This window comes from Butyrivibrio fibrisolvens, from assembly GCF_023206215.1.
Lineage (GTDB): Bacteria > Bacillota > Clostridia > Lachnospirales > Lachnospiraceae > Butyrivibrio > Butyrivibrio fibrisolvens_C.
In genome coordinates this window covers 2058336-2082379 of record NZ_CP065800.1, presented here as the reverse complement: position 1 = coordinate 2082379, position 24044 = coordinate 2058336, and the positions used below count along the sequence as shown (strand labels likewise).

Genomic DNA, 24044 nt, shown 5'->3' with positions numbered 1-24044 from the left:
ATTAATTTTTGTCAATACAGAAATCGTAATTTTTATCAACGTTTCCACTTGTATGGCGGACAAATGTACGTCCTACGCACACAAAATATTTTTGAAAAAATCATCAGTTTCCATCGGAAGTGTGGATATTCGTCACTTTATGCACTCGATTAAATCAAGCAGTATTCTAATTATATAAATAATACCGCCTTACTAGGAATTATGCAAGCTCTTCCATCTCAGAAATAAGCGCATCAAACTGATCCAGAGCTTCTTCTATAGGCGCCGGTGTTGACATATCAACTCCTGCGATCTTCAAAAGGCTGATCGGATCTGTGCTTGATCCTGATGACAGGAACTTAAGGTAATCCTTAACAGCACTTTCGCCTTCTTTAAGAATCTTGGTAGCAAGTGCAATAGCAGCTGAGAATCCTGTAGCATACTGATATACATAATAGTTGTAGAAGAAATGCGGGATTCTTGCCCATTCGGAAGCTATCTCTTCGTCAACTACCATGTTTTCTCCATAGTAGAGCTTATTAAGGTCATAATACATCTTGTTAAGAGTGTCCGCGGTGAGCGTATTACCCTGTTCTACGAGTTCATTGAGCTTAAGTTCAAACTCAGCAAACATAGTCTGGCGATACAATGTAGTACGGAACTGCTCCATGAAGTAGTTAAGAAGATACATTCTCTTCTTTTTGTCTGTTGTCTTTGTAAGAAGATTCTTCATCATAAGAACTTCATTGCATGTAGAAGCAACTTCTGCAACGAAGATAACATAATCTGAATATACTACCGGCTGATTCTTCATAGACAGATAGCTGTGCATTGTATGACCTGTCTCATGAATAAGTGTGAACTGACTGTTAAGATTATCCTTGTGGTTAAGAAGTATATAAGGGTGAGGTCTTGCTCCGCCTGAAGAGTATGCTCCGCTTCTCTTACCTTCATTCTCGTATACATCAATCCAGCGGTTATCATAAGCTGTCTTCACAACCTTGGCATAATCTTCTCCAAGAGGTTTGATCGCCTCAAATACAGCTTCTTTAGCCTGTTCATATGTGATCTTCTCTTCAGCATCAGGTACGATAGAATTATAAAGGTCGTACATATGAAGCTCATCAACTCCCATAAGCTTCTTACGAAGATCCATATAACGATACATTGATCCCATATGTTTGTGTACTGTATCAATAAGATTATGGTATACGCTTACAGGAACTTCTGTTCTGTCAAGAGCTGCTTCAAGGTTATTCTCATACTTTCTTGCATTTGCATAGAATGTCTGCTGCTTGTAATGAGCATCAAGAATAGTTGCAGAAAGAGATTCATGACTCTTCCATGTATCATAGAAAGTCTTGAAGGTATTCTTCCTGAATTCGCGATCTGTACTTTCCATGTATGAGATATAGGTGCCCTGTGTCAGGTCATGTTCTTCTCCCTTACCATCTTTGACCTTAGGGAATTTAAGATCTGCATTTCTAAAAATAGATCCAATGTTAGAAGGTCCTTCTGACATCTCTCCTGTTGCTGCAAGGAGCTTTTCTTCAGCTGCTGAGAGCATATGCTCTTTCTTTTTTCTTATACGGTCTATAGCAAGACGATAAACTTCAAGATCCTGATTCTCTTTAAAGTAAGCATCAAGCTTATCATCTTCTATATCCATTATCTCTGTATCACCAAAAGCTGATGCACTCTGTATAGATACAAGAAGACCAACTGCTTTACCTTTTCTGGCCTGATTCTCATTGTTGCCAAGGTCCTGATCTGCAGCAAGTGATGCATATGAATATATAGATGACAAAAGAAGCTCTGCCTCATCAGCCTTTTTAAACCATGCTACAAGGCTGTCTGCGCTTTCTCCTATATGTCCCTGAAAAGCTGCGATCTCTTCTGCAAGCTTTCCTGCCTTTTCATAATCCTTATCCCAATCAGCAGGTGTTTTGTACAGGTCTTCAAGATTCCAGGTATATTCTACCGGAACTTCTTCTCTTTTAAGTATTTTCTTTTCTTCCATACTGTCCTCTTTCTAAATTTTTACAATTCTATAACAACCTGATAATTATTATGTTGCAGTATATATACATAAGTCAATTCAGTATTTATTAAAAATTGACTTCTTTAGCGAATATTTTAAAACAGGTCTTATGACATCAAAATAGCCACACCGGAATATAGCTATCCCGGTGTGGCTTATCAGTTGCTTAAATACTATCAGTCTTTCTTAACAAGAAGGCTCTTACCTGTCATCTCTGCAGGCTGCTCCTCGCCCATGCACTCTATAAGAGTAGGAATGATGTCTGCAAGACAGCCATTCTCTCTAAGTGTATATGCAGGGTCATAGTTAACAAGGATGAACGGAACAGGATTAGTTGTATGAGCTGTCCATGGCTCTCCTGTCTCATAATCGATCATCATATCAGCGTTACCATGATCAGCACAGATGAACATAGTTCCACCTGTCTTGATAATAGCATCATAGATCTTGCCTACGCACTCATCAACTGTCTCTACAGCCTTAACTGCTGCAGGAATAACACCTGTATGACCTACCATATCAGGGTTAGCGAAGTTGCAGACGATAACATCATAGTTCTGAGAATTAATAGCATCAAGAAGCTTATCGCAAACTTCAGGTGCGCTCATCTGAGGCTTAAGATCATATGTAGGTACATCCTTAGGGCTGTTTACAAGTACTCTGTCCTCGCCCTGGTTAGGCTCTTCTACGCCGCCGTTGAAGAAGAATGTTACGTGAGCATACTTCTCAGTCTCGGCGATACGAGCCTGCTTGAGTCCCTTATTTGCAAGCCATTCTCCGAATGTATTAGTAAGGAGAACTTTCTTGAATGCAATCTCTTTATTAGCAATAAGCGGATCATAATCTGTGAAGCATACAAACTTGGTATTAAGTCTTGCGCCACGATCGAACTTATCAAATGTATCATCGCAGAAGCAGTGTGTCATCTCTCTTGCTCTGTCAGGACGGAAGTTGAAGAATACAACAGAATCATTGTCCTTGATAGTTGCAACAGGCTGACCATCCTTCATGATTACTGTAGGTACTACGAATTCATCAGTCTTACCATTGTCATAGGACTGTTGCATTCCTTCGTGAGCACTTGAAGCCTTCTGGCCCTCGCCCTTTGTAAGTGCATCATATGCGATAACAACACGATCATAGTTGTTATCTCTATCCATAGCATAGTAACGACCTGAAAGAGATGCGATCTCACCTACTCCAAGTTCCTTCATCTTATCTTCAAGCTGCTGTACGAAATCTATTCCGCTTTCCGGAGGTGTATCACGTCCGTCAAGGAAGCAGTGAACATATACTTTCTTAAGACCATTTCTCTTAGCAAGTTCAAGAAGTCCGTAGATGTGTGTGATGTGGCTGTGTACGCCTCCATCGGATACAAGACCGAACATGTGAAGTGCACTGTCATTGGCTTTGCAATTATTAACAGCATCAAGAAGTGCTTCATTCTCAAAGAAATCGCCATCTTCTATAGACTTTGTAATTCTTGTAAGCTCCTGATATACGATACGGCCTGCGCCCATGTTCATGTGACCTACTTCAGAGTTACCCATCTGTCCATCAGGAAGACCAACTGCAAGTCCGCTGGCATTTCCTTTTACATAGGGATACTCTTTCATAAGTCTGTCAAGATTGGGTGTATTGGCCATGGCAATAGCGTTACCTTCAGGGTTGTCATTAAGACCAAAGCCATCAAGAATCAAAAGAAGTGTTGGTTTAGAACCTCTCATTTATAAAACCTCCATTATCTATTTACAACTACTAAAATGAAATCTCTGTCTTATTCATCGGTCAAGACATGAAAATTCAATATATTTGCATTTTATATAATACGACAGAACAAGCATTTATTACAAGAATAAATATTTACTGTATAGTATTGCTCTTTGCCTCTCTTTGATCAGCGAAGTATCTCTGCTTTGTCAACTGTCACTTCCGTATCATATCCCGGATACATCTCCATACAGCTGCGCTTTGCAAATTCTCTGACTTCGTCATCTGAAGCGTCATAATCAAAAGGCACAACTATGTCAAATGCTATGATCTTCTGAACGCCATGGTGGATTATCCTAAAATCATGAAATTGTATATCCGGTCCAAGGGCTCTGATACGTCCGGCTATCTTCTCTCTCATAAGCCAGACTTCCTCGTTATGGAAATCAACCGGATCAACATGTATGACACTGCTGCATGAATACTTGTTGTTAAGAAACTGCTCTATCTCATCCACAAGATCATGAGCTTCAAGAAGAGTTCCGTCAGAAGAGATTTCGACATGAAGAGACATCATCGTCATGCTGGGACCATAATTATGTACGACAATATCATGAACTCCCAGAATCTTGTCATATTGAAGAACATCCTGTTCTATACTCTTTATCATTTCTTCAGAAGGAGCTTCTCCCAGCAAAGGAGATATCGTATCTCTTGTAGCTTCAAACGCCTGATAGAAGATAAAACACGCAACCAAAGTTCCGGCATAGCCATCTAAACTTATATCAAAAGCATTACTTATAAATGATGAAAAAAGGACCACGCTGGTAGATACAACATCAGATATGCTGTCTTTTGCGTTATTCACAAGAACAGCTGATGATATCTTTTTGCCAAGGTCCTTATTATATACAAACATATACAACTTGATCAGTATAGATACAATCAGTATACCAGCTATGACCAGGTTAAATTCAGTTCTCTCCGGAGCGAGTATCTTTTTGACAGATGTCCTTAAAAGCTCTATCGCCATACCGAATATAAAGAATGCGACAATAAGTCCTGCAACATATTCTATTCTGCCATGACCAAAAGGATGCTTCTTATCAGGTTTTTGCGATGCAAGTTTAAAGCCTATGATCGTAACTATGGATGTCTGAGCATCAGATAAGTTATTGGCTGCATCTGCCAGGATTGATACAGAACCTGCCATAAGGGCAGCTACTGATTTGATCACCACAAGGATGATATTTAATACAACGCCAAAGGCGCCGCACAGTATACCATACTGACGGCGCACATTCGCATCGTTATAATTCTTATGATCTTTGATACATATTCCAGCCAGAAACTGAATCATATCTTTTATCCCTTATACATCAATACTATCTATGAATGCATTGAACTGACTCTGCCAGATATTCTCGACTCCGCTATACATAACGTACTCGATAACCATATATCCGTCTCCGCAAGGAACTACATATATAACTCCATTGATAGAAGCACTACTGCCACTAGCTGTAATTCCAAATCTAAGTGCATCCTCTCCATCAATTGTAACATCTACAGGTTCTGATACTTCTACACCATCTGTGATGCTCTCAAGAATAGCCTCCATGTTTTTGGAGTCAGAGTTAGATCTGAAGTATGACTTATCAATGTAAGCAAGACTTACATAAGCTGTTCCATCAGTATTGAGCAGATAATCCTGAGCTGTGCTTGTAGAATCATATTTGGTCCATGAAGCAGGTACCTGGAAGCTTGCATCATTGAAAGTTGTATCAACCATATTTATTCCAAGATACTCTGTTGGCTCAGTAGAAAATGCTACTGCTGTCTGGAGACCGCCGCCAATAGAAAGGGCATCTACTGCATCTGAAGGTAATGATAATGTCTCATCAGAATCCCATTCTGTTATCTTAACTGTGTATGTAAGCCTTTCAAGTGAGATAGAAAGGCTCTTTCCACTATAATTGCAGTAGTAAGTATTAACATCAGCCATGGACAGATTAGGATATGATATCTCTATCTTGGATATCTTGCCATCCTCACGGCTCAGATAGAGCGATACATCCATCTTCTGTGATCCTGCGTCTGTAGCCTTATCGCTTATGCTGCAGAAATTGGTTAAAAATGAACATTTTTCTGCATTTACGTTAGCAGCAGTAAATACATAGTAATCGTCGCTTTCTTTATCTTTGTCAAAAGAATAAGAAAGTGAAGCTATATCGCCAAGTACAACAGAAGATCCGCCGGTAGCACCTGTGGAGAGCTCACCGCCCCATCCCGTTGATTCTGTATATGAGTAACTGGTCTCAACACTGCCGCTTCTGGTAATATAAATCTCATAAGACTGATTACTCTCATTGCCATTATCATCTGCAGAAGTTATAAGATCTCCGGTTACATAGGCGATAGTATTACCATCTTCACCTGTTATGTTGGATGCTGTCATCTCAGAAGACTGTGTAAGATTATAAGATCTTCCGTCTGTAGCATCTTCTACATTGATACTCATCTCATAATTAACAGTAGCATCATATGAAGAAAGTCCTGCAAGCTTCTTTGTAGCAGAATCTATCTTAAGCATTGCATTTGATTCATCAAGTCCAAGCTTTGCAGTTTCATCTTCACCCTTAATATCAAGTGCGCTCTGATAACTGCTCACTGCTTTTTCATAATCTTTATCTGCATAAGCCTGTTTAGCTTCTTCTATAGCTTTCTGATAAGCTTCTTCGTGAGTCTTCTGAAGATATTTATAACCACCGGCTCCGCCTACTCCTGTCAAAACGAGTATAGTGGCAAGACCAATCACAAGTCCTTTATGACTCTTTTTCTTCTTAGGAGGCTCCTGTCCATAGCCACCCTGCATCTGCGGACCAGGCTGCTGATAGCCCTGATTGTACTGATTCTGGTACATATTCTGTGACTGATAAGAATTCTGTGTGTTATATGAATTTTGTGCATTATAGGAACCTGTTGCCTGATAAGTGCTTTGCGCCTGATATGTGACTTTCGAATTCCCAGCATTCATAGCCTGATATGATCCGGCAGCCACCTGTTCAGTACTTGTACCAGGATTATCAGTTTTGTTCTGCTCTGTGTTTTTATTAAATAATTCACCGCAATATGGGCAGAATTTAGCTGAATCAGCTACTATCTTTCCGCATTTTCCACAATACATAATTCTCTTTCCCTCGCTTTTTTACTCCTCCGAATCCAATATTTTTTCAGCATCTTCGATGCATTTTTTTGTTTCAGCAATAAGCTGTACTGCATTCGGATCATCTTTTTTCCTATAATAAAAGCCTGTTAAGGCATTATTAAGCAATGTAAGTGCTTTTGGTACATCCGGCGATATTCCGATTCCATACAGATAACATTGTCCCATCTTCTGCATGATATCAGGTATTATCGGATCAGGTCTTCCGTCATCGCCATAGCATTCAAACATGGCGCGTTCATACATAAGGTATGCATATCTTTCATTCTTCTCAACATGATATCCCTGAAGATACATATCTCCAAGTTTAAAAAGGCAATTGGCATCATCAAAAAGAAGTGCTCCCTTGAGAAAATATTCATATGCCTTCTCATAATCAACTTCCTGATGTCTTCCATAATAATAGCAATATCCAAGATTGCTGATCGCCCTTGGCTCACCGGCATCGGCAGCTATCTTATAAAGTTCAAACGCCTTCTGATAATCCTGTCTGACATAGCGTCCTTCATAATATAACGTACCAAGATTAAGAGCTGCAACTGGCATATTCTGTCTGACACATTCTTCGTAACACTGAACTACCTTGGCCATGATCTGCTGAACATCGTCGCGCTCATGATGCTCAAATGCCCATTGATACATTCCATCGTAATTCTCATTCTCGATAAGTTCTTCAACCTCATCAAGATCGTCCTGATCTTCTCTTGATAGATTATCATTGAGTTCATCAGTATTTTCAAACTCATCCTGACTTATTTCTCTAATGATATGCTTGGTTAGCTCTACCGCAAAAGGAACATCTTCACCTTCGAAATAATTACTGCTTATAACTGTGCCTTTCATGATAGTGTTCTTTTTACCAAAAGGTATTTCTACAAAAGATCCGGACTGAAGAAGTCCAAAATCGCTGATATAAAAATAATTGGTTGTCATGCCTTTAGGTTCTACGCTGCAATAACAATAACGGACGCTAGTCTTCTCACCCGGCTGCAGCTCACCTCCATCAAAAAGGAAGAGATTATCGATAGGAATAAGTTCTCTTAACTTAACAGACAGATTTGAGATTATCCTGTCTGCGTTTCTGGAAAGCTCGCCGCCGTATATATAATTGTTGCCCTTGGTGTCTGTAATTATAAGTTCAAAACTTCCGCTGTCATCTGAGATATATTTACCTTCTTTTCTTCCGTAGAATACGTCATTAACATATTCCAGAATTTCTACCGCAAGTTCTTTTCCAATACTTGCACCAAGTTTTCTTACAGCAGAATAATCCTGATCCTCATCATCTCTTCCGGAATAGGCTGTAAACCACAATCTTCCCGAATTAGAAATTGTGAGCTTTTGTTCTGACTCTTCTCTAAGTGCAGATGAATACTGCCCGAGCTTTTTTGAAATCAGTCTGATCTTTTGAATTCTCATGCTGTCTCCTCCGGTTATCCTTAGCGTAATATGATTATTCTACCACATCATGTAAAAAGAAATATGTGTTCCGGAGATATTTATATACTATCATCCATTTTCAAGTTCGCAATATTTTTCCGACAGAATACACTTTTTACACGACAGAATGCATTTAGGTAGAATTTTATTCCATTATTTTCTCTAAAAAATAAAGGCCGCAAAGAGGTTTTCTAAAAGCCTCTGTGTGGCCCCTTTCTTATAGAACTGGAAGTCATTTTTTTCTGTTATTTATACCTACACGTTTAACAATGGACTGCCACATCTGCTGCTGAAGTTCTCCAACATAACCGTTATCACTGCATTCTTTTTTGAAATCGTGATAGCAGCTGTCATGTCCTTTCTCAGGATCTTCTTTTAGCGCCTTATCCAGAAGCACCTCATATTTTTCGATGATCTCACGTTTTCTTTCTGTAACCATAAGCCAGTCCTCCCCGTAATAGTTTTTATTCCGGCAAAATCTCTTCGCCCGCAGGACGTGTTTTTTGCTCTACTATAGATCTAAGTCTTGCATTATCAAAGACTTCCTGCTTCATTTCAAGTAATCCCACCCTAGGAAGAGATGCAATATTGGCATCAAGTCTTCCCATCTCAAAAGACCAAAGACATGTATCCTTGGCATGCTGGTCAGGCAGTGACAGAATATAAGTCTGAATAGCTCTGGTAAAATCAGGTATCATCTGAAGTTCACCCGGAGTCATCCTAAATTCCGGAATCGTAGTACCTTCTTTGATATCGATGTAAGGAAGGATTCCTCCTGTAGCCAGAACACTCAGCCTTAGCCAGGATCTTACATCCATAAGGACTCTGCCAAGCCTGTTCCTGCCTTTCCATTTGGCAGGTTCATAAGCATCCGGCTGACTTAGCGATATACCTGTTCCCCAGCTTTGATCAAGTGGTGAACAAAAAGCTATGACCTTATTACCTGTAGCAAGAAGCTTCTCCGCCATTTGAGGGTTCTGCTGAAATTTGGCTCTGATTCCTCTGTAGGCAACTCCTTCACAGGTAACATCCCAAAGCATATCTCTGTAGCCTTCGAATTTGGTAGCCAGTTTCTTGATCTCTTCCGGAGATGTCTCCTGCATGATCTTCTGACCTATCTGACGCTGTCCGAACATCATAACTTTATGTAGCATGATAAATTGAAGTGATGACTGATATTGAATACCTGCGTATTTAAAAGGAGCATTGATCCAATTACTTAGTTCTCCATATGCATCGTTCTCACGATAAAAACAGACCAAGTTGTCACTCTTCATCTATTCCTCCTGAATTCGACTCCGCTGCTGATACGGAATAACCTGTCATATTATCATCCTGCATAGCATCTGCATACAGAATGGTCTGATCACCTATACACTGCCAGGAGCTGCTGGAATTGCCTGTACAAAGAATATATGGTTCACCGTTTTCACTCTCTGCATAGCTTACTGCGCAGCTTCCGGACTGATTTACAAAACCTGTCTTACCACATACTACATTTATTCCTTCATCATTATCTTCGATCCTTCGCAAAAACCAGTTGGAAAGCTCAATCCCATCAGGATGTTGCTCGGTACCGCCTGTAACATAATAATGTGTCGACAATATCTCTTTGCACAGTTCATTGTCCATAGCCGCACGCATTATTATAGCCATATCATAAGCGGTGCAATAATGATCATCATCATAAATACCTATACAATTAGTAAAGTGAGCTGTGTCAGCTAGTCCCAGATCTTCGAGCTTGGCATTCATCATGTCAACAAATGCTTCCTGTGAACCGGCTATATAGTACGCAAGTCCTAGAGCTCCATCAGCTCCTGAAGGAAGGATCAGCGCATATAAAAGGTCCTTGACCTTGACAACTTCGCCGACATCAAAACCCGCGGCGCTGCAGCCGTGAGAGTAACTAAAATCTGTAATTTCTATAGTGATTTCAAATGTATCTTCAAGCTGCTCCTGTGTAAGATTCTCTGCAGCAACCAGGAGGGTGAGGACTTTGGTCATAGATGCAGGATACATCTTAGCATATGCATTTCTTTCAGATACAATTTCAAGTGAATCGGCATTCATCAAAATGCCGCAGGTACTTACAATCTCAGGACCAAATTCCCGCGTATCAGCGGTCTCAACGGCCACGTATTTCTCCTCAATAACTGGAGGTTCTGTAGATGCTTCTGCTGCTGATGCTGTCTGAGTACTGGCATTAGTAGCTACATCCTGTGTCTCCCCAGAAGAATACTCAGCCGCTGCAGCTTCATCAACAGATCTTGGAGCCAGAATGCGGGTTCCTATCATATTGAAAGCTACAACACCTACAACGACAACTGCCAAAACAGCCGCGCCGGCTTTTATCATATTGCGATGAAAGATCTGCCTGTCATGCTCTTCTTTCATCTCGTTTATTCTTTTAGTAATCCTAGCCTGATATTCTTTAAAATGCTCTTCCTCAAGTCTTAGCTCTTCTTCATCGATCACTTCTTCTTCATCTGTTTCATATTTTAAGATCGAATCCATCTCTTGCTTGAGCAAAGACTCATTGGCATAATTATTTTTATTCTTAGAATTGATATGAATATTATCTCTGTTATCAGTCCCCAATTTGTGTAATCTCCCTGAATTTTTTCACCCTCAGATAATATTTTACATTAGTTTGCCTCAAAATTCATTACAAAATTGTGAACAACATAATCTCACCAGAAAGTCATGGCGATAAATATCGAAAAAAAGTCAGGCACGCAAGCTATACTTTTATATTTATGTTAAAATTAAAATACTATTGTGATATTTTTTCTTCAAAAAAACAACAAGGAGATGCATTGTATAAATGGCACTTGATTACTACATACCGGGCACACGTGGCGGATTCCCCAACAGGATCCAGCTAGTCAAGACAGACGAAGTGCTTTCTATGAAACTTGACATTACACTTTTCCCGCTTTACTGCGATGGATGCGGACACTTTTTCCCTCACTTTTATATCAATAAAGGTTCTCGCCACCAAATAGTCGGAAGGATATTATGCCCTTCCTGCGCAAGGCCTATAGAAATAACCGATTCAGGAACAATGGTTGACGAAATCAAAGTCAATGATAATCCAATCAATTTCCAAAAGGTCTATCTTCTTGACTGGTCATATATAGAACAGGCCAACGTCATGTCAGGTGGACATATAATTAAGGCTCTTATGGCCAGGTATAATAAATCAGAGCTTAACTACCTTACAATCGATGAACTGACGATGATCTGTTCCTTTGCAAGCTGCATTCAGCTCTCAGGAGATATGAAATTCCAAACGGATACAAGATTCAGAGCACTTCCTCCTGATATAAATCACTGGATTGAATTTTTATATCGCTGTGGAGTCACTCTTCCGTCATATGTAACGGTACTTCGCAAAGATCATGACATTCCGTCTCTTGAAGGAAGCGCTATATGGCGCATGAGACATATGGATGAAAAAAATTAATTTTTTTTTGATATTTGGGGTTAAGTTTTATAAAGAGGTGTCGATATATGTAGTAGCAATGGAAGGACTCCTCCCCCAAATAACCCTTTCCTTCCATAGTCCTCTTTTAACCCTGCAGCCCTCCCATCTGCAGGGTTTTCTTTTGGTATACTACCTTTATCTTTTATAGATACCCATCTTCCATTATTACTTTTATATTGATATTGATCATTCCTTGGTTTACCCATTATGAACCTGCCTGTTTTTTGACTATATCTCGTTTCTAACCATTCCTTTTTTCATATAGCCTATATCTACCTCATATGATAAAATATAAGTATAAAGTCAATAGAGAAAAAACAACAAAATAATTTTTCCTATTTTGTAGATTTTTTTCTATTCACCCACTACCACGCATGGCCGATATTTTATGTACACGCTGAAGGGAATTCTTTTAAACGGATCAGCGTCATTCTAGAAAGGGGTAGTATTATGAAAAGAGGCTTGCTTGTTCCATTCGTAACAGTTTGTATTTTATCAGCATTTTTCCACACACCGACATCCATAACTGCATACGCAGGCAAAGCCCATAAACTGTCTGGTTCATCTGTAAATTATGATGTTTTTGCCACTTCTTATACTCCGGATTATTCTATAAACCACACTTATACATCTTACTATGCACAGGGGTATTCCAATGCCCTCATGGGTCTTCAGACTTATGCTTTAGACTCGGCTTTTTACCACATAGCCAATGTTAAGACCAATAGTGGCCGTTCGCTGTGCTTTTCTTTTTTAGGCAATGAAGACTTCGTAGGATATTTTGGTGCAACACCGGATTCTGTGATAGTAGAAGCAAGTGACAGTTCGTACATCATAAGTATAGGAGAAACCCAGCTCATTCAAGCTCCTTCCTTGTATACAATTGAGTCTTTCTCCTCATTCCTTACTCCTTCGCAGTATTTTACATCAGACAGTATTGAATCCTACGCTTCAGATGATGGACTAAGTACACTACTTAGAGCCAGAATAACAGAGAATATCGAAGGGCATAAATATTCCGGATATCTTATTGTACTTACACATACATCCAGCAATTCCGGAATCCGCTTCACATATCTTATGCCCGATGAAATATATGACGAATCAACCGTTTTACTTTTTGCTGATTCTGTTGCCTTTGCCGAAGATGCTTTCTCCAAGTCACTGGAAACCTCAACTGTCGCTGTTGATGATTATACTTCAGAATCATCACTCGAGACTCTCTGCAAAACCGGATATTTTAGTTATAAGCCGCTATCTGCAGAGAACTTCACACTTGCGCAGCAGCTTGTAAAGCCTTCTCTTGTAGAGCTCTTCCATGCTGATTCAGAGGATTCGCCAAACGGCTGGTCAGGATCCGGAGTTATCTACGACATAACACCTGACTATATTTATTTTCTGTCAGTTGCTCATGTCCTTGACCTTATGCAGGAAGGTAACAACGAACTATGGCTCTATGACGGAACCCGTATAACCTTCAGTAATGCCATCAAATACACAAAGCTTTCAGCTGACAATGAGATCTGCCTCTTCAGACTCAGCACCTCCCTTATCCCTATGCGTATACTTACAAGGCTCAGGGAGATATCGATCAATCCGGGGATCTATTCACAGATCCCTGAAGGCACACAGCTTCTTGGAATCGCGACCAACTACAAACATACCGGCAAGGATCTTGTAACTCCGATGACACTTCTAAAGATCAATGATTCTATTCCGGAGAAAAAAGATGCTCCTATCTATCTTACAGCAACTCTCGCGCTTCAAGACGGAATGAGCGGAACTGCAGTTGTAGATATGAAGGGTAATCTTGTAGGAATAGCCGATGCCAAGAATCTAAACACCAACAAAAGTTACGCTCTTATGATAGACAATGTTCTTTCATTTGATTATTCAAATCTTGATTAAAACTGATGATACAACGGTTCCGGCTCAATATTAAAACATTTTTAACCTCATGTCGCGAGTGAAACGAGTGACTAATGGTTCAAATTGGTGGAGCTCGCTACACCAATTTGGGTTTGAAAGTGGAACACTTTCAAACTATTTGCCTAATAACAAAACGGCGATGCTTGACATCGCCGTTTTATTTTGCTATTTTAGTTGATGCAAAGAATTTCATGCCAATTCGGCGAGATTCCCGTTTGTACGAATACAAGATTCAGATGTTTATTCGTAAACTTACCCACACATTTTTATATATAAAAGGATATTTATATGAGAGAAAAATATGAAACGCTAAGTCTTACTTCGTTAAGAGACATTGCGAAAGCTCGAGGCATCAAGAGAGTAACAGGCGTAAAGAAAGCAGAACTTATCGACAGCCTATGTGCACTTGACGAGCAGGAAAATGCATCAGCAGATAATAAAAAAACTGCTAATGAAAAGAAAAATGCCGAAGATAAGGATAATGCCGTAGCCAAAAAAAGCGCAGATTCAAAAAGTAACGCCGATACCGCTAGAAAAAGTAAAACCGCCAAAGACTCCATAACTTCAAACAAAACCAGCGAGAAAAACAGTGACGAGAAGGCTCCAAAAAAGGATTCCGTCTCCACGGAAGCTTCTAAAGAGCATCCTAAAAAGCGCCACATAATCCAGGTTTCAGGAGATGCTAAAGCCAAGTCTTCATCAAAGATGCAGCGCAAAGCTCCTTCTGCTATCGACCAGAGAAGAACACCTTCTGCACCAGAGCAGCATACAGGCGCAGGTCAGCAGGATATGAGAAAAGCAAAACCTGCTCAGGATTATCGCAAGTCAGCTCCTAAGAAGGAAGTTGCTGCACCTGAAACAGAGACCGCAGCAAAAGAAGCCGAATTCATTTCTGAAGCTATGCCTGTAGGTGGAATCATAGAGATCATGTCTGATGGCTTTGGCTTTATCAGAAGTGAGAATTATCTTCCAGGCGAGAATGATATATATATCGCACCTGCCATGATACGTAAATACGGTCTTAGAACAGGTGATATTCTTGCAGGAGCAGCTGCAAAGAAAAGCACAAGTGATAAGTTCGCAGCACTTATTCAACTTGATACCATTAATGGATATACACCTGAAGAATCAATTAAGAGATATTCTTTCCAGAAGATGACTCCTATTTTCCCGGATCAGAAACTCGGTCTTGAATATCCCGGTGCTCCTGTTTCAATGAGGATCATGGACCTTATCGATCCTATCGGTAAAGGCCAGCGTGGAATGATCGTATCTCCTCCAAAGGCAGGTAAGACCACTCTCCTTAAGGATGTTGCAAAATCCATTAAGAGAAACTACCCTGACATGCATATCATTATCCTTCTTATCGACGAAAGACCTGAAGAAGTAACTGATATCAAAGAGTCTATCGAAGGACCTAATGTCGAAGTTATCTACTCAACTTTTGATGAACTTCCGGAGCATCATACCCGTGTAGCCGAGATGACTATCGAGCATGCAAGACGTCTTGTAGAGCATAGAAAAGATGTTACAATTCTCATCGACTCTATTACAAGACTTACACGCGCATACAACCAGGTAGTTCCTCCGTCAGGACGTACACTCTCCGGTGGTCTTGACCCGGCAGCACTTCATATGCCTAAGAGATTCTTCGGTGCAGCTCGTAACATGCGTGAAGGCGGAAGCCTTACAATCCTTGCTACAGCTCTTATCGAGACAGGTTCCAAGATGGACGATGTTGTATACGAAGAGTTCAAGGGAACAGGTAACATGGAGATGATCCTCGATCGTAAGCTTCAGGAGAAGAGAATCTTCCCAGCTATCAATATTGCAAAGTCTTCTACACGAAGAGAGGATCTCCTTCTTACAAGCGATGAACTCAATGCAGTCAATCGCATGCGTAAGAGCCTCAACGGCTTAAAGGCTGATGATGCAGCAGATCAGATACTTAATAACTTCTCTCGTACAAGATCCAACAAAGATTTCATAACTCTTATGAATCGCAGAATATTCTGATAAAAAACCTCCAGTCACTAGATAATCCAGCGACTGGAGGCCTTTATATTATTGACATAATAACAATTCAAAAAAGTTCTTATATACGAATCACAAAATACAAATATTATATAACAATTTTTTTATTTTTATCATCCTGTGGATGCGTCATAAGAGAAATCGCAGCTACGGATATTTCGTAAACCTTCTTTCTCGAAGCCTCCACTCCTGATTTTTTAAACTTCTCAATATTTTCTTTAAAATACTTCATTGCTGCTTCTATCTGAGCTTTTGTGAAGTGTTCTTCACCATCACGATGCTCATTCATATGCAGACTTCCATCCCTATTGTCATAGCGAACTGAAATGTCATACTTATTAAATGTCTTGCCAAAAGACTCTTTGTAAAGTTGCATAATCAAATCTTCACGGTCTGCCATTTATGCCTCCTGTCTTTTTTGCTTATAAAACCCCATTTCATTCTGCCATGCTTTTTTGAAAGAATCCGGCTTCTTCATATCAGGATCAAGCTCTGTTTCCAAGAAAAAATCATCAAGTGCATCATAGTCATCCCCTGTCGGATTCTCAGCATCTTTAAAGAAAATTCCCATTTAGGCTTCCTCCTTTTTTATCTAGAACGGATACATATATTTTATCATTTATATGATTATTTGCATACATTATTTTGTTTACTACTTATAACAAAAACCTCCGCACTTTCATGCGGAGGTATCTTAAGTAATTGTTATTTAGTTTTTAAAGAAGAAGATTCCAATAGCACACAGTTCTCCATGTCATCTTCTGTCCCTGACCATTAAGATTTCTTATAGTCAGAATTTCAAGTTCGTCAAGTTCTCTTCCGTCTTCCTGTTTTTTACGAATCTCTGAAACGTAATCCACCAGCTGTCTATCTTGTACATCCATTGTCATATTGTCGTCCTCCCTTCGTGCTTCCGGTCATCACTTCCTAGAAGGGACAAATCCGCCAGCAAAAAGCTTAATGAAAAATTAACAATGTAAACCTCGTTTTCCTAATGGGTCAAAAAAGACATTGCACCCTTGCAATGTCCCCATGAGTATTATATTACATGATGACGCTTTTTTGCAATCGTTTTACCGTATGAATTTTTTACGAAAGTTTCCTTAGACAATTAGTGAATATTACATTTTACTTCATATCTGTAAAATAGTTTCCGAGAAACAGTTTCCAAAAATCAATTTATAATTTCCTATCAGTTTTCACTGATAATACCCATACCCATCTCATCAGTTACTTCCGGAAGTATTACAACATCCGCTTCATCTGTAATCAGAGATGTTTCTAATTCTCTACCGGACAGATAAGAAATGTAATAACTATCATCCGAATCTTTATATATAACAGCATTCTTGCCTGCATACAGGACCCTCTGAATATGAGCATCAAGTTCCTTTTCGTCAGCATCTGTATATACACTCAGGTTCCCGTTGTTATCATACAGGACCACAATTTCATCAGAATAAAAGATTACAACTTCCTCTGTAACATCTCTTGCAATCAGTTTCGTTCTGTCATTACGAAATGAATACAGATCCAGCTCTTCCTCCTCTTCATCAAAGGCGTAATAATATGCTGTAGTTCCATAAGAATGGCCAAGTTCCCCTTCTTCTGTAATTACTTTTTGCGAAGAAAGAGATCCATCTGTAGATCTGAAAGAAATAATGGTATTGCCAACGTCTCCTTCAGCCATGAATTCTACCATCACATATCTTCCATCTCTTGATCCCCACATAAGTCCCTGATCATATTCATGATCAATGTCCAGTGCCTTCTCATCACCGCCGGAAAGCATATAATACCAGCCTCTTTCATCTTCTTTGTGATAGATGCTTATACCATCTCCCAAATACACTGTTGATAAGTTATCTACCTGTCTGGTAGTTTCGTTCTTGGCATCATAGTAATACAAAGTGCTGATCTTATCCACGGTTTCCGAGGTAAAGAACACGCCACCGGCACTTTGACTATAATCCGATATAGAACTGACATTTTCACCTATCTTAACCGGATCTTTATTATCAAAAGCAAGATATAATTCGTTGTAATCCTTATATTCTAAGCTTGAACCAGCTTCGGAAGTTTCACTACCTGATTTTTCTTCATCAGACTTTTTTTCGTCAGATGTTTCTTCATCAGAATCACTTACATCAGACTCAGTCTCATCAAAATCTTCTGAACCGGTATCACCTTCGTTAGTCTCATCTTTAGACTTGTCTTTGGACTCAGCTTCAGACTCATCTGAAGATTCACCTGCCTGTGAATTATCAGTTGCAACCTCATAAAGAACTGCATCATTGTCTTCATGGAGCCTTATTTTAAACACATTTTCTGCAAGGCTCACCTCTTGTGCTTTGGAATTAAGGCCCGCTTTACAAAGTTCAAAGGTTTCAGCATCCTTATCTCCCTCAAGAAGATATACATAGTTGCCGCTGGATGAAATATAATACTGCACTACCTCTTCAGCAATTACACTACTTTTTTTGCCATCATAGTAGCAGGCTTCCATTTCATTGGTCAGATATAATACATCTCCATCATCAAGAAGCTGATAGGAGGTTACGAAATCCGCTACCTTCTCTGCCTTATCGGAATTCTCATCAATATCTTCAGACAGCTTAGCAATCTTAACTTTCTTGAGCCTGCCTGAACCATCTCCTGTATCTTTGTCCATATAGTAAAGAGTCTTACAATCTTTGGAAAAAGCTGCTATCTCATCTTCAAGTCCATACTCCAACAGCTTATCACTGGTTTTTGATACAGGTATCGGCTCGTCATCTTCAGATTTGATATCTGTATCAAGATACAGAATTCCATCCTTGACATAAACCGCCATGGGGCATAGTTTCTGAGCATTCCTGTATGTTATCACTTTAAATGCGATCATACTGCTGGCAATGGCAATTATAAGAAATATAAGTACTATATCAATAAGCTTCTGCTTTATAGTACGCGCTTTAACCTTCACTGGATCTTCAGGCTGTGTCTTACTTGTCTTAAAAACAGGCTTTTTATATCCTCTGGCATTCTCACCATCATCAATAGGCACACCATTTTCTTTATCAATAGGCATAGCATTTCCTTTTTCTACGTCACCTGTCTTTGCTATATTATTCTCATTATTCACCATGCTGCTCTGAACAGTCCCGCAAAAAGGGCAAAATCTGGCTTCAATTTTAATCTCTTCTCCGCATTCTTTGCAGATCATATTATATCTCCTGTAAAAATATAAATAATTTTATTTCAAACCTGCAGCGTAAGCTGTGATCGCTGCTACAGTCTTGGCGTCTTGTATCTGACCATCTGATATCATCTTAAGAAGTTCACTGACTTCATATATTTCGTTACTGATATCTTCACCTTCATCAAGATGCTTGCCTGTAGCTGCCTTAGTGCAATTTCTTGCAAGATAGATATCAAGCCACTCGTTACAGTATGCAACAGCTACCTGGATTCTTAAAAGATGACTAAACTCATCTGACGTATATCCGGTCTCTTCTACGAGTTCTCTTTTGGCACAGACAAGAGTACTCTCATCATCCGGCTCTATTCCTCCTGCCGGAATCTCAAGTATAGTATCATCAACAGCAGGTCTATACTGTCTTATAAGAAGTATCCTTCCATCCGGAAGAACAGGAAGTATACAAGCTCCATACCCTTTTTTGTGACATACAAAATCCCAGTTATGAATGCTTCCGTCAGGATATTGCATCTTGTCTTTATAAAGATCGACAACCTCGCCCTCAAATGCGATAGTTCTATCAAGGCGCTTTAATTTTTTGTCCATAATAAAAATGTCTCCATCTAACGAAAATCATATTCTTAATAATAACATATAATCCGGAATTGGACATAGAAGTACATCACTGCACTTCTATATCTGTCTTGGACAGATCCTATGTCCGGCATAATAGGACATCCAGCATAACAGAATATCCGGCATAACAGAATATCCGGCATAACAGAATATCCGGCATAACAGAATATCCAACATAACACGAGCCTTCGGTGATATTACCGAAGGCTCGCAACGTTTATACATTAGATCTTAACTTATTAAACGTTCTTGTTCTCAACATTGATAACTGCCTTGTCAGCATCAAGCTTAACATTGCGATCTGTCTTAGCCTCGTATGTATTAGCTTTCATAACATCTGTGAGATCAAATCCTGTAGTCTCTCTTACTGATTCGATAGTCTTGGCAAGTACTCCCGGAACATATCCGCCAATGCTGCCTACTCCTGACTCACCGTTACCGGAATCGATAATAGTAACCTTATCAATAGCTGCAAGAGGCTCTGCAATAGCCTTAGCCATCTCAGGAAGCTTTTCTACTACCATCTGAGTCATAGCTGCCTGACCGTACTTCTTAAGAGCTTCAGCCTTCTTATCCATAGCAGCAGCTTCAGCTTCACCCTTTGCCTTGATTGCTTCAGCTTCTGCAAGACCCTTAGCCTTAGTTGCAGCAGCTTCTGCTTCACCGGCTACGCGTACTGCTTCAGCTTCCTTCTGCTTCTCAGCAAGTCTTGCTTCTGCTTCTGCGATTCTCTTATACTTATCAGCATCAGCTGCCTGCTGTGTCTGGAATCTCTGTGCTTCAGCGAGCTGCTGGAGACGATATCTTTCAGCATCAGCCTGTTTACGAATAGAAGCATTGAGCTGCTGTTCCTGAACAGCTGCTTCCTGTTCCTTGATCTGTACTTCTTTTTCCTGCTTAGCAATAAGTGCATCAGCTGTCTTGATCTCGATAGTCTTCATCTGTTCCTGCTTCTGAATCTCATAAGCAGCATCAGCTTCAGCCTTCTTGGTATCAGCCTGAACCTTAAGGTCAGCCTGCTTGATCTGAAGTTCGTTGTTCTTGGTTGCGATAACAGTCTCTGAAGTAACACGAGCATCGTTAGCTTCCTGCTTAGCAAGAGCCTGAGCTACTGCGATCTCCTTCTCTGCATTGGCACGAGAGATCTCAGCGTTCTGACGGATAGCAACTGTATTGGCGATACCAAGGTTCTCGATAACTCCAAGACCTGCATCATCAATGTTCTGAATATTGAAAGATACGATCTCAAGACCCATCTTGGCCATATCTACGGCAGCATTCTCCTGAACCTTGGTAGCGAATGTCTTACGATCATTCATGATATCAACAAGTTTCATGGAACCGATGATCTCACGAAGATTACCTTCAAGGACATTCACAACCATATCATTGATGTACTTGGAATCCTTGTTAAGGAAGTTCTCAGCAGCGTGACGGATCATCTCATCCTTAAGGCTGATCTTAACTGTTGCAACGGAATCAACCATGATATTGATATAGTCTAGAGTAGGAATTGTCTTTGATGTCTTAACATCAACAGATAACATTTTGAGTGACAGACGATCGATTCTCTGAAGGAAAGGCCACTTTACAGATGATCTACCTGTTATGATCTTAGGCTCCTTGCGAAGACCTGAGATGATAACAACTTCATCAGTCGGTGCCTTGACATATCCCATAGCACTAAGGATACAGATAATTAGAAAAATTACAATTGCGACGATAATAGGTGTTGGTAACATATTGAACCCCTTTCCAAATTATGAATATAAAACTCCTCCGGTTTTCCCCGGTACATTGACAATTATAGTCTAGCCGCTATACGCAAATCAACCTTCAAAACTGTCAATTCATCGCCTTAATTTGTCATTTCGTCAGAATTAAAAAGAATAATGTCTGATATCTAATTAGGTGTACATATATTCACGGAATAATGTTATTATATTAATAAATAATTCATCCACACCTATAAGGAGGATCATATGAGCGAAGAAGCCCTTACTCCCGGCATCAAGCGCGGTTTCATACTGATAAGAGATGATTTCCAAAGAGAAGGCGAGTCTTATGCCGACCTGTCCGAATATGAGCAGGAGGATATGTTCTTGTACCCAAGACTGCGTGAGTGCTTCCTTTATGAATATAACGGATCTCCATGCAGAGTGTTCGAAGTAGATGTAATAGATGAAATAGAAAAAGATCCTGACAGCCGCAAAGACAGGTACTATACCAATAAAGTCCGCATCATGAGAATGGTCCCTGTAGAAAAGCTCATGGAAGAGATGAATATAGGCCATAACTGTACAGGATACTGCAATTCCGGCGATGATAATATAGGAGACAACAACTCCGGCTATGGTAATATGGGAAGCAAGAATTCCGGATCCTTCAATATAGGTGATGTCAATTCAGGCTCCTTTAACGCCGGCGACTGCAACGTCGGCGAAGGCAATGTCGGATACTATAATTCAGGTGAAAGAAATAATGGCAATCACAACGCAGGATGTTGCAATAACGGTGATTATAATGCCGGAGACTTCAATTGTGGCAATTATAATTCCGGAGCATTCTGCACAGGCGAGACTCCATTCATGCTCTTCAATCAGCCATCTCCCATCACTCGCGATGAGTGGATGAATTCCGAAGCAAGAGATATACTGATTCTAATGCCCAAAAAATCAACCAAATGGAACAATTCCATGGGCCTTACAGAAAAAGAATTTCAGGCTCAACCAATCTACGGCGGCGATGAACAACTGGATGGGCCTACAGTTCCCCATTATGACAAATCTGACAGACAGATCTGGTGGGACAAACTTCCTCAGGACAAAAAAGACATAGTATTTGCTATTCCGGGTTTCGACAAAGAGATTTTTGAAGAATGTACCGGTATACACGTTAGTTAAAATCAACAACACCTGTAAATAAAGATCAAATGCCAATCCCCTTAGATAGACGATATATATTATCTGCATCTATTTAAGGGGATTTTTGTCAAAAAACGCCAATCATTTTTGTAAGAGTTTACACAGAAGCATACTTAAACGTTTAAGGCAATTGTTGACTTTTCACAAACTTTTAAGGTTCGCATTGTAAAATGTGATAACCACGCGTTTTTCCACATTTAAAAATGACGAATGATTTTTCAGGCTCTAAAAAACCGCGTAGTTTAGCGCTTTTTTGCTAACAATTGTGATAGAATATTGTCCGTAGGCTTTTGAGAGCAGCCAATTGGGTGGTTTATGTAGCTGCAATGACTAGTATTTTATAGAGAGGACGGATATGAATATGTGTATGTGGCGGATGATCGATTCTTTTGCTCAGCATATGATAGTAGAAGCTATGCAGCAGCACAAAGAAAGATGTAAAAGTTGGAAAGATGGGCGTATCAGCAAATATTGGATGGAAACCGATAAGAATGGCATGACTGTTCTGTGCATCCAATATGAAAGTGGTCATGTATGGCATTACCACAGAGCTCCTCAGGGCAACTTAATAAGTATATATTAAATATAAGTATTGTATACTTTTAATATACTTAATTCCATTTATAAAACTTGTATTTATCAGATATACTTTTACTATTTAAAATAATCCCGAAGCGTTTTCTGCAACACTTCGGGATTTTTATTATTAATGACTAAAACTCACTTGGACGGGCCGGTATCCCCAAGTGGGAAGTCTGAGTTAATGAGCTCCGCTCCAGTTTGCAATAAGAAGAAGGGTTCCCTTTCTTACTGATATCTGAGCAACTTCATCTATAATGAATTCATTACTTGTTCCTATCGGAAAATCATCACCGATGATTCCATCTTCCATCTCATATTCAAGGCCTTTTAGTGTCACTCCTTCTGCCTTTCCGCCAATTGAAAAAACCGAAAGAATACCTGTCATACCTCTGCTAAAATTAATAGTTTCATTCTCTGCAATAAGAACTATCTGTGAAGGCTCCATGATATAACCCTTACCGCCATGCCTTTTGATATACACAAGCGCCTGGATATTGGATATGGAATGATCAAATCTGCTTCCGCCAAGTGCTCCGTACAAGTAAAACTTCTTGTAGCCTCTCTCAAATCCAATCTTTATAGCCTTCATGGTATCTGTATCATCCTTGTGAACATCAAGGCCCAGTATCCTGTCAGGATCTTCTAAAGCAATCTCTCTTAGAGAATTCATAGCTTCCGGATAAGAAGACATTGAATCAAAATCTCCAACGATAAGATCCGGCAGTATTCCCATACGATCAAGATAGCGAAAGCCCGCATCACAAGCGATCAGATAATCTTCATCCTGAATATTCAGATCAACCGGTTCGAAATCCCCGGCAGATACTATTATGCATTTTCCATCTCTATAGTCCATATCTTAATAGCCTCGATCT

At 39.8% G+C, this 24044-nt stretch carries 21 protein-coding genes; 5 read left to right on the top strand and 16 right to left on the bottom strand.

The genetic code is table 11. The annotated features are described in order from the left end of the window. Positions 1-199 precede the first annotated feature (199 nt). The 8 genes from pepF to I7804_RS08490 form a co-directional block, all read right to left on the bottom strand. Complete coding sequence (gene pepF, locus I7804_RS08525) at positions 200-1999, bottom strand: oligoendopeptidase F (RefSeq protein ID WP_248402909.1); 1800 nt, start codon at positions 1997-1999, stop codon at positions 200-202. Positions 2000-2196: 197 nt separating this feature from the next. After that, the gene (gpmI, locus tag I7804_RS08520) at positions 2197-3747 is read right to left on the bottom strand and encodes a 2,3-bisphosphoglycerate-independent phosphoglycerate mutase (protein ID WP_248402908.1); all 1551 of its coding nucleotides are present in this window, start codon (positions 3745-3747) and stop codon (positions 2197-2199) included. Positions 3748-3917: 170 nt separating this feature from the next. Continuing rightward, positions 3918-5090 carry a cation diffusion facilitator family transporter gene (locus I7804_RS08515; protein ID WP_248402907.1) on the bottom strand — a complete coding sequence of 391 codons (1173 nt, stop codon included), beginning with the start codon at positions 5088-5090 and terminating at the stop codon, positions 3918-3920. A gap of 12 nt (positions 5091-5102) precedes the next feature. Continuing rightward, positions 5103-6917: a zinc ribbon domain-containing protein gene (locus tag I7804_RS08510; RefSeq protein WP_248402906.1), complete on the bottom strand. Its 1815-nt coding sequence runs from the start codon at positions 6915-6917 to the stop codon at positions 5103-5105. Between the two features lie 21 nt (positions 6918-6938). Next, the gene (locus tag I7804_RS08505) at positions 6939-8375 is read right to left on the bottom strand and encodes a tetratricopeptide repeat protein (protein ID WP_022753395.1); all 1437 of its coding nucleotides are present in this window, start codon (positions 8373-8375) and stop codon (positions 6939-6941) included. Between the two features lie 253 nt (positions 8376-8628). Beyond that, positions 8629-8835, bottom strand: a complete 207-nt coding sequence (locus I7804_RS08500) for a hypothetical protein (protein ID WP_022758974.1) — start codon at positions 8833-8835, stop codon at positions 8629-8631. Positions 8836-8860: 25 nt separating this feature from the next. Next, positions 8861-9673, bottom strand: coding sequence for an NADAR family protein (locus I7804_RS08495; RefSeq protein WP_092045262.1), 813 nt, complete (start codon positions 9671-9673; stop codon positions 8861-8863). Next, the gene (locus I7804_RS08490; protein WP_248402905.1) at positions 9663-10997 is read right to left on the bottom strand and encodes a D-alanyl-D-alanine carboxypeptidase family protein; all 1335 of its coding nucleotides are present in this window, start codon (positions 10995-10997) and stop codon (positions 9663-9665) included. The genes I7804_RS08495 and I7804_RS08490 overlap by 11 nt, the downstream gene beginning before the upstream one ends. Positions 10998-11223: 226 nt before the next feature. Between I7804_RS08490 and I7804_RS08485 the strand changes: the two genes are divergently transcribed. After that, a complete protein-coding gene (locus I7804_RS08485; RefSeq protein ID WP_110073931.1) occupies positions 11224-11865 on the top strand; it encodes a hypothetical protein in 642 nt (213 codons plus the stop codon). A gap of 20 nt (positions 11866-11885) precedes the next feature. Here I7804_RS08485 and I7804_RS08480 read toward each other — a convergent pair whose 3' ends face one another. After that, the gene (locus I7804_RS08480; RefSeq protein WP_248402904.1) at positions 11886-12092 is read right to left on the bottom strand and encodes a hypothetical protein; all 207 of its coding nucleotides are present in this window, start codon (positions 12090-12092) and stop codon (positions 11886-11888) included. A 244-nt stretch (positions 12093-12336) separates the two neighbouring features. Here I7804_RS08480 and I7804_RS08475 point away from each other — a divergent pair, with 244 nt between their 5' ends. Together I7804_RS08475 and rho are read left to right on the top strand one after the other, a co-directional pair. Continuing rightward, the gene (locus I7804_RS08475; protein WP_248402903.1) at positions 12337-13794 is read left to right on the top strand and encodes a S1 family peptidase; all 1458 of its coding nucleotides are present in this window, start codon (positions 12337-12339) and stop codon (positions 13792-13794) included. Between the two features lie 309 nt (positions 13795-14103). Continuing rightward, on the top strand, positions 14104-15831 hold the full coding sequence (gene rho / locus I7804_RS08470) for a transcription termination factor Rho (RefSeq protein ID WP_248402902.1): 1728 nt from the start codon (positions 14104-14106) through the stop codon (positions 15829-15831). A gap of 106 nt (positions 15832-15937) precedes the next feature. On the opposite strand, the gene I7804_RS08465 is transcribed toward rho, so the two are convergent. The 6 genes from I7804_RS08465 to I7804_RS08440 form a co-directional block, all read right to left on the bottom strand. Further along, on the bottom strand, positions 15938-16249 hold the full coding sequence (locus I7804_RS08465) for a hypothetical protein (protein WP_248402901.1): 312 nt from the start codon (positions 16247-16249) through the stop codon (positions 15938-15940). Further along, entirely contained in the window at positions 16250-16420 is a 171-nt protein-coding gene (locus I7804_RS08460) for a hypothetical protein (RefSeq protein WP_022753386.1), read from the bottom strand. It lies immediately after the preceding gene. A gap of 145 nt (positions 16421-16565) precedes the next feature. Beyond that, positions 16566-16739, bottom strand: a complete 174-nt coding sequence (locus I7804_RS08455; protein WP_022753385.1) for a hypothetical protein — start codon at positions 16737-16739, stop codon at positions 16566-16568. Positions 16740-17041: 302 nt separating this feature from the next. Beyond that, on the bottom strand, positions 17042-19054 hold the full coding sequence (locus I7804_RS08450; RefSeq protein WP_248402900.1) for a zinc-ribbon domain-containing protein: 2013 nt from the start codon (positions 19052-19054) through the stop codon (positions 17042-17044). Positions 19055-19084: 30 nt separating this feature from the next. Further along, entirely contained in the window at positions 19085-19633 is a 549-nt protein-coding gene (locus I7804_RS08445) for an NUDIX hydrolase (protein WP_022753383.1), read from the bottom strand. Between the two features lie 269 nt (positions 19634-19902). Next, a complete protein-coding gene (locus I7804_RS08440) occupies positions 19903-21405 on the bottom strand; it encodes a flotillin family protein (protein ID WP_022753382.1) in 1503 nt (500 codons plus the stop codon). Between the two features lie 240 nt (positions 21406-21645). Between I7804_RS08440 and I7804_RS08435 the strand changes: the two genes are divergently transcribed. Further along, positions 21646-22566 carry a pentapeptide repeat-containing protein gene (locus I7804_RS08435; protein WP_022753381.1) on the top strand — a complete coding sequence of 307 codons (921 nt, stop codon included), beginning with the start codon at positions 21646-21648 and terminating at the stop codon, positions 22564-22566. A gap of 376 nt (positions 22567-22942) precedes the next feature. Next, complete coding sequence (locus tag I7804_RS08430) at positions 22943-23170, top strand: hypothetical protein (RefSeq protein WP_022753380.1); 228 nt, start codon at positions 22943-22945, stop codon at positions 23168-23170. Positions 23171-23347: 177 nt separating this feature from the next. On the opposite strand, the gene I7804_RS08425 is transcribed toward I7804_RS08430, so the two are convergent. Next, complete coding sequence (locus tag I7804_RS08425; protein WP_074757575.1) at positions 23348-24025, bottom strand: thiamine diphosphokinase; 678 nt, start codon at positions 24023-24025, stop codon at positions 23348-23350. Between the last annotated feature and the right edge of the window lie 19 nt (positions 24026-24044).